Source organism: Candidatus Atribacteria bacterium (assembly GCA_011056645.1).
In the GTDB taxonomy this organism is placed as follows: Bacteria; Atribacterota; Phoenicimicrobiia; order Phoenicimicrobiales; family Phoenicimicrobiaceae; genus Sediminicultor; species Sediminicultor quartus.
On record DSEL01000118.1, the window covers coordinates 1 to 6,833 of the forward strand.

Genomic DNA, 6,833 nt, shown 5'->3' on the forward strand with positions numbered 1-6,833 from the left:
AGATGATTGCTCCAGGGGTCGGATGACCTAATCAACTACAAACTCTTCCAGTATCATACTAACATATTTAGTTGATAATTTAGATATTCTTATCGTACAAGGGGTCGGATTTATCCGACCCGTATCTTATATCTTTATTTGTTTTTTGTATTTTTCTTAACTTGCAACTTACAACTCGCATCTTGTAACTTTTTAAAACTAAAAACGGATCTTATGGTATTTAACTTACACTTGTAACCCGCGCTATAACTATCCGCTATTACTATACGCTAATTTTAACCAAATACTACCTCTAAGGAGTTGATATTTTTGGAAGAAGAAGAAATCTCCCTGCAAGACTACATACGAGTTTTACGTAAAAGAAAATGGACTATATTCACAGTAACCGTAACTGCCATCATCATGGTCTTGATCGTCAATTTTTTTATGTCACCCATTTATAAAGCTACCACTACGGTACTGCTTTCTAAAACCAATAGTCCTCAGGCTATCTTTGGCAGTGCCGAAGGTAACCTCCTTTTTGGACAGGCAGATGAAATAGAAACCCAGATTGAGATCTTAAAAAGTTATAGTATTGCTAAAGGAGTAGCAGAAAAATTACCTCCTGATGTTTTTAAAGAAGCAGAAGAACAAAATTTCTCAAGAAAAATAGAAACCTTCCGATGGTTAATTAATGTATTGGATATATTACATCTGAAGAATTTTGCCGCCTCCATATTATTAGGAATAAGAGATAACCATGACCATGAGGAGGGAACGACAGCTTACGCCTTAGAAGAAGAAGACATCATCACCCAAGTAAGAGAATCAATAACCGTCAATTCTTTAAAAAACACCAATATAATAGAGATCAACGCCGAAAATATCAATCCCCAATTAGCCTCGATCATTGCCAATAACACAGCCAGTGTCTTTGTGGAAGAATCACGTTCTACCAACCGCTCACGGGCAAGTGAAGCGAAAAAATTCATTGAAGAACAGCTTACTGAAAAAGAAACGGAGTTAAAACGGGTAGAAGAAGCAAAATTAGAATATAAAAGGCAGGAAAATATTCTATATCTTGATGAAGAGACCAAGATAAACATTGAACAATTGGCTAATTTCCAATCACAGGAAATAGACGTCAATAATCAGATCGTAGAAGCAAAGGCACAATTGGCCGAAGTCCACCGCCAGCTGGCAAAACAATCCGAAACCTATATCTCTTCGGAAACCATTACCACCAATCCGGAGGTCCAGGCACTGCAAAGCCAATTAACTGCTTTGGAGATCCAGCTCCCCACTTTATTGGAAAAATATTCCAAAGGAAGTCCTCAGGTATCAGAGGTAGAGATCAAGATCAGAGAGATAAAAAATATGGTTAGTGAAAAAGTAGCAGAGATCGTTGGCTCAAAAGTATCTACCCGAAATCCTATCTATCAGAATCTTCTGGCTCAAGTAGTTAGTTTGGAAACCAACTTAATTTCCTTACAGACCAAAAAAGAATCCCTTTCTTCTTCGGTAAAAGAATACGAGAGCCGTTTAGAGAAACTACCGGACAAAGAATTAAATCTCGCCCGCCTGGAAAGGGCGGTAAAGGTATCGGAAAATATTTATATTATCTTACTGGAGAAATATCAGGAAGCCCGTATCAATGAAGTCATGGAATTAGGAGATATCAGGATAATAGATAAAGCGCGTATTCCCCAAGACCCCATCAAACCGAATAAAAAATTAAACCTGGCTATCGGCGGGATCCTTGGTTTGATGCTTGGTGTAATGCTGGTATTCTTCTTAGAATATATGGATAACACCATCAAAACAACAGATGACATAGAGCGCTACTTGGGATTACCTGTCTTAGGCCTAATCCCTAAAGTTACTCTAAAAACTAAAAGAAAAAGAACCTACTAAATACTAACGACTAAATACTATCTAAAGGATGTGAACCAATTTGGTTTTAAAACTAAAACTAAAACAATTTGAACGAAAAGACTTCGAAAATATCTTTGTGGTACAAAACGACCCCAAATCTCCTATCAGTGAAGCCTTCCGTACCTTGAGAACTAATATAAAATTTTCCAGCTTGGATAAACCGATAAAAACCCTGCTCATCACCAGCCCCATTCCGGAAGCGGGAAAATCATCAATCTCCATAAATTTAGCCTTAACTATGGCTCAGGATAAATACAAAGTAATTCTGGTGGATACTGACTTGCGTAAACCAACTATTCACAAGATATTCGAACAGGACAATAAAACCGGGCTCACCAATATTTTAGTAGAAGATAAAAAGATAAAAGATGTCATGCGAAAAATGAGTGATGTTGATCCTAATTTGTATTTTATTCCTAGCGGTCCTATTCCCCCCAACCCATCCGAATTGCTCGGCTCTAACAAGATGAAAGAACTGCTAAAAGAATTACAGGAGCAAGCTGACTTTGTCATCTTTGATTCTCCTCCGGTTATTGCGGTTACCGATGCCCTGGTATTAGCTACCCAGGTAGATGGTGTGGTACTGGTCCTGAATTTTGGAGAGGTGCCCCGGGAAGCTGCCATACAAACCAAAGAACTACTTAATAAAGTAAAAGCCAATATCTTAGGGGTAGTCTTAAACAAGATCGACATGGAAAAAGAAGGACAATACTACCCTTACTACTACTATTACTACTACGGCGACGAAACAAAAAAGAAAAAACAAAAAAGGAAATAATGAAAACAAACAGTTTTAAAGATTTAATAGTCTGGCAAAAAGCATATAAATTAGTTTTAGAAATTTATAAAATTACGTGTAATTTTCCTAAATCAGAATTATACGCCTTAACTTCTCAGATGAGAAGAGCAGCGATATCAATACCTTCAAATATTTCTGAAGGGTATGGTAGTGGTTATAAAAAAGAATATACACGTTTTCTATCAATAGCTTATGCTTCATTATCAGAATTAGAAACACAATATCTATTAGCCATAGATTTAAATTATACTAATAGTAATGAGATTATCGAAGAATTATTTAAAGAAACTGGAAAAATGTTATATAGGATGATTCACCCTATACGCTAGTTTTATTTTTTTCTTTACTTACACTTGTATCCCGCGCTATAACTATACGCTATAACTATACGCTATAACTATACGCTATTTTTTACGGAGTAAAAAAATGATCGACATTCATAATCATATTCTTCCTAATATGGATGATGGAGCTTCTTCTTGGGAAATTTCCCTAAAAATGTGTGAGCAAGCACATCGTGATGGCATCAAAACTATCGTGGCTACTCCCCATACACTAAATGGCATCTATGAAAATCACCCTCCAGCTATAGAAGAAAAAGTAAAAATATTAAATCAAAAAATAAAAGAAAATAACCTTCCCCTGCAAGTTCTTCCCGGAAGTGAAGTGCATCTAAGCGCAGATATATTTGAAAGATTAAAAAAACAAAGTATAATGACCCTGAACAACACTAAATACTTGCTTTTAGAATTCCCTGCTAACCAAATTCCCCACCAGACCGAAGAGATCCTTTTTCGAATTCAACTGATGGGAATAACTCCCATTCTTTCTCATGTAGAAAGAAATTTAGAATTCCAGCGGAAACCAGCCTTACTGACTAACTTAATCCAAAAAGGAGCATTGGCGCAAATTACGGCCGCCAGCCTCTGCGGTACCTTTGGCTCACCAACCAGAAAATTTACACAAAAACTCTTAGCTAATGATCTTATCTACTGTCTGGCTACTGATGCTCACTCTGATTCCACCACAGGAAGAAATACTATTTTATCCAAAGCACTAAAAGAGGCCTCCAAAATCATCGGTCACCAAGCCGCCCTAAACTTGGTTCACTCCCACCCCCAAAAAATCATATCGAATCAATAAAAATAGAACAGCGATTGAGACCTGACCCCAATCGCTGTTCCGACCCATCTTTTTCTCGATACCGCTTTACCCTGCATATTTAACTTGAAATATTAAATATTAAGGGTTATAATAAAAAAAGTAAAAATGAAGATAATAAAAATAAATTTAGAAGTATTATCTTTTTGGTTAATTGACAAATTAACTAATCGAATGATCTTGTATCTTTTCTTTTTCCTATTCTGTATTTTCTTTAATAAAGACTATATGCTAACAACTAATTATAATTTCTCAATTAATTTTCTAATCTTTATTCTTATCTTAATGGGTCAATTGGTGAATTGGCAAATTGGTGAATTGACTTATTAGTTATAAGGCAGGAAAAAATATGAAACTAAAAACTCGAATATTAGAGAAAACTATCCTAAAAGCAATTAAAACTTTTCCGGCAATTGTGGTTACCGGTCCACGCCAATCAGGAAAGACCACTCTTTTTAAAATACTCTTTTCTAAGACCCATACCTTAGTAAGCTTAGAAGACCCTGATATAAGAATTCGGGCAAAAGAGGATCCCTTAAGTTTTTTAAATCAATATCGCCCGCCTCTCTACTACCTACGCTCAAGAGATGGCCTTGAAGTAGATTTAGTTATCGAAATAGGAGGTTTCCTGCACTTATTTGAAATAAAAAGCTCAATGACAATTACTTCTAAACATGTCACTTCATTAAATAAACTTGCCAATGACTTAGGCTCAAAGGTTAAAACTGTCGCGGTTATTTCCTGTTCTGACGATAATTTTATGATAAAAGAAAACATTGCCAATTACAACTGGAAAAATATACTTACAGTTTGATATTTCTTTTATTTCAACCACATCTTTTTCCTCATCACTGTATTTCCCCCTTTACATTTCGATTAATATTTGCTATATTATCTTTAGAATGAAAGTAGGAAATTCTTACTATAAAATTATTTGTGATTGAAGGAGATAAGATCGATGTCTTTAATTCAGGTTAGAGAAAAAGCGCAAATTACCATTCCCAATAAAATCCGCAAAGAACTGGGTATCAAGAAGGGTGACTATTTAGAAGTTGCCAGAGAAGATGATAGAATAGTTATTATTCCCAAAATTTTAATAGAAAAAGTCTCGGTAAATTTATCGATGAAAGGTGAAGAGATGCTAAAAGAGGCTATAGATGATGTCAAAAAAGGCAAGGTCAAGATACATAATAACCCAATAGATCTAATTAATGACCTTCACAAATAAATGCAATTAATTTATACTGCTCATTTTAAAAAAGACTATAAAAAACTTTCGCCTGCTATTCAGAAGAAAACAGATGAGAAAATAAAGCTTTTAGTCGAAAACTTGTCCCATCCTTCCTTAAGAGTGAAAAAAGTTAAAAAATATCAGAATGTTCTAGAGGGAAGTATCAATAAAAATTACCGATTTTTATTTCAAATTACTTCCGAAGGGTATCTTTTTCTTAGAATTGGTAAACATGATATTGTAGAAGATTTATAAAAATAACCCTCTTTTTTATTCTTTCATTGTAATCTCGCATCTTCCCTCCGATCGGCATCTAAAAACTTGACAAAATCTACAACCAAAGTATAATAAATTAAAGAAAAGATTAAGTAAGTGTGCTTAGCTCTATGAAATACAATGATTTAAAAAAAATAAAAAACCTATATTTTACTTACCAGGATGTAGCAAAAGTACTATCCATAACAGAAGATTCTGCTCAAGTATTGTCTGTCCGATATGTAAAACAAAAATATTTTGTTAGGCTAAAAAGGAATTTCTACATATTGAAGGAAAAATGGGATAATATTACCTTCAATCAAAGATTGGAACTGGCTAATATCCTGCAGGTCCCATCTTATATCTCTTTGATGACCGCTCTTTCATTTTATGAATACACTACTCAGGTTCAGCAGAAATTTATCGAGTCTATCTCCTTATATCGTACCTTTTCCAAAAATATTGAAGGAATAATATTTAATTATAGTAAGCTCAAAAATGAGTATTATTTTAGTTTTTCTAAAAAAAACAATATATTTATTGCCTCTCCTGAAAAAGCCCTTATCGACTCCCTTTATTTAAACTATTTAGGAAAATACAATTTGGACCTGAGTTCCCTAAATTTAGAAAAGATAGATAAAAAGGTTTGTGAAAATATATTAATGAAATATCCCTCAAAATTTAAAATATATTTTAAGAGGTTTATGTCATGAATGATTTGATACAGCAAGGCACCATACCCCCGAAAATTAAAGATTGAGATAAGAAAAGAAAATAAAGAAAGTAATTTTCAGGAAACAATTGCCTATTCCCCATATTCTAATCAGCAGGTATTACTTAAATCTTTTACCTTGGAACAGATGATGAAAAACAAGATACAGGCTGCCTTAGATCGAAAAGAAATAAGAGATATATTTGACATAGAATTTTTAACCAGAAAAGATATCAATTTCTCAGCAAGTTATGAAGAATTAACAAAGATTAAAGAAATTATTCAAGGGTTTAAAAAAAGAGATTACTATGTAACCCTAAGCTCTCTTTTAGATGGTGATATCAGAGAATATTATAAGAAAAGTAAATTCGTATATTTGCTTGGCCTTATCGATGACCGACTTTCTTATAAATAAAAAATATCATTATTTATTCTGTATTTTTCTTTACTTGCACCTTGTCTTTTTCTCTTGCATCTTTCTTTAATCCTGTATTTTTTATTAACTGTAAACTAAAAACCGAAAACTAAAAACTGTTCTTTTCTTGACATCTCTTCCCCAAATATAATATAATTTACTCAAGTTCACATCCTGAACATTAATCCATTGTAAAGAGTATCATTTTCAGCAATCTCTGAAATGTAGATACTGTGTTAAAAGTCAACCCGCAAACTCTCCCTTAGACACTGTATTTTATTGTAAATATTTTAAAGAATCTAGACAGCCATATATTCTGTCTTATCTCTATACATAGCATGTGCTA

8 protein-coding genes and 1 pseudogene are annotated in these 6,833 nt (G+C 33.7%); all 9 read left to right on the plus strand.

All coding sequences use genetic code 11. The features are described from left to right. Positions 1–300: 300 nt before the first annotated feature. Positions 301–1,893, plus strand: coding sequence for a hypothetical protein (locus ENO17_04740; protein HER24338.1), 1,593 nt, complete (start codon positions 301–303; stop codon positions 1,891–1,893). 91 nt (positions 1,894–1,984) lie between these two features. Further along, on the plus strand, positions 1,985–2,692 hold the full coding sequence (locus ENO17_04745) for a polysaccharide biosynthesis tyrosine autokinase (GenBank protein HER24339.1): 708 nt from the start codon (positions 1,985–1,987) through the stop codon (positions 2,690–2,692). Further along, a complete protein-coding gene (locus tag ENO17_04750) occupies positions 2,692–3,042 on the plus strand; it encodes a four helix bundle protein (protein HER24340.1) in 351 nt (116 codons plus the stop codon). Before ENO17_04745 ends, ENO17_04750 begins: the two co-directional genes overlap by 1 nt. A gap of 97 nt (positions 3,043–3,139) precedes the next feature. Continuing rightward, on the plus strand, positions 3,140–3,856 hold the full coding sequence (locus ENO17_04755; protein HER24341.1) for a tyrosine protein phosphatase: 717 nt from the start codon (positions 3,140–3,142) through the stop codon (positions 3,854–3,856). Positions 3,857–4,277: 421 nt separating this feature from the next. Then, positions 4,278–4,421 (plus strand): annotated as a pseudogene (locus tag ENO17_04760) (GTP-binding protein). 411 nt (positions 4,422–4,832) lie between these two features. After that, positions 4,833–5,102: an AbrB/MazE/SpoVT family DNA-binding domain-containing protein gene (locus ENO17_04765; protein HER24342.1), complete on the plus strand. Its 270-nt coding sequence runs from the start codon at positions 4,833–4,835 to the stop codon at positions 5,100–5,102. Continuing rightward, on the plus strand, positions 5,103–5,360 hold the full coding sequence (locus ENO17_04770) for a hypothetical protein (GenBank protein HER24343.1): 258 nt from the start codon (positions 5,103–5,105) through the stop codon (positions 5,358–5,360). Between the two features lie 131 nt (positions 5,361–5,491). Beyond that, entirely contained in the window at positions 5,492–6,073 is a 582-nt protein-coding gene (locus ENO17_04775) for a hypothetical protein (GenBank protein HER24344.1), read from the plus strand. Positions 6,074–6,115: 42 nt separating this feature from the next. Then, positions 6,116–6,487 carry a hypothetical protein gene (locus ENO17_04780; protein ID HER24345.1) on the plus strand — a complete coding sequence of 124 codons (372 nt, stop codon included), beginning with the start codon at positions 6,116–6,118 and terminating at the stop codon, positions 6,485–6,487. The last annotated feature ends 346 nt before the right edge of the window (positions 6,488–6,833 follow it).